This is a genomic window from Massilia genomosp. 1 (assembly GCF_011682185.1).
In the GTDB taxonomy this organism is placed as follows: domain Bacteria; phylum Pseudomonadota; class Gammaproteobacteria; order Burkholderiales; family Burkholderiaceae_D; genus Telluria_A; species Telluria_A rubra.
Window position 1 is genome coordinate 1 of the sequence record NZ_WHJF01000631.1, and the last position, 252, is coordinate 252.

The 252-nt window shown below is 52.4% G+C and carries 1 pseudogene; it reads left to right on the plus strand.

Going from position 1 to position 252, the window contains the following annotated elements:
• Window positions 1-202: pseudogene (locus tag F1735_RS38465) on the plus strand (hypothetical protein); the annotation flags it as partial.
• Between the last annotated feature and the right edge of the window lie 50 nt (window positions 203-252).

A 252-nucleotide genomic window follows, 5' to 3' on the forward strand; every position in this document is an offset into this window, starting at 1 on the left:
AGTGCAGGCGGCCGGTGCAAAGCATGAGCCATCGGTCGTGGGCACTGCCCGCAAGAGCAGCGCAATGCCTTGTTTCAGGTGGATAAATACCGTTCTGAGTAACCTGAAAACCGCCACCGGCGGAACCGTAACCAATCACCTCCCCGCAGACAATTTTTCTGCCTGGAAACTCAGTTCAATGTATGATGTGCAATCTTGTTAAAAAAGCCCACGCCTCTCACTGATTTCGACCTGCGCCAGATGGATGAAGAA